This is a genomic window from Bradyrhizobium sp. Kon56, from assembly GCF_055807635.1.
In genome coordinates, this window is record NZ_JBVVOU010000157.1 from 1 (window position 1) to 452 (window position 452).

A 452-nucleotide genomic window follows, 5' to 3' on the forward strand; every position below is an offset into this window, starting at 1 on the left:
GGCTGCTTTGGCTGTGTGGCGCCTTGCTGTTCGCGGCGATGCTGATGTGGCTGAACAGCCGCCAAGTGCTGGTGGCGCAGATGCAGACCACGGTGCAGGCGCAAAAAGCCCAGGTGGCGCAGTTGCAACAGGTGCGCCAGCAACTGGCCAATACCCGTGGCGCAGACGCTGGGTAGTGCGCGGTGACGACGGACGCAGTGCGGCGGGCAACAGGTTGATGCCCAAGCGAGAGTCGGCGCTGTCGCCCACATCCACGCGTTGCGGCTGCAGACCCTGCGCGGCGCAATCGGCGAGCAGGCTGTCGAGGCGTTCGCGCAGGATCGCCACCAGCGTGACCTGCAACCACGCGCCGCTGCGCCGCTCCTGGCGCGCGACAAAATACAACTGCGAGGCGTCGAACGGGGTAAGCCGGTCCAGCTCATAGCCGACCACGGCGCGCAGATTACGCGCGG

Annotated in this window: 1 protein-coding gene; it reads left to right on the top strand. The window is 67.3% G+C overall.

Features of this window, described 5'->3' with window-relative positions; all coding sequences use genetic code 11:
• Positions 1–258: 258 nt before the first annotated feature.
• Positions 259–452 (top strand): hypothetical protein (locus AC0L3B_RS38405; protein ID WP_473382799.1); only part of this gene is annotated, 194 nt, incomplete at its 3' end.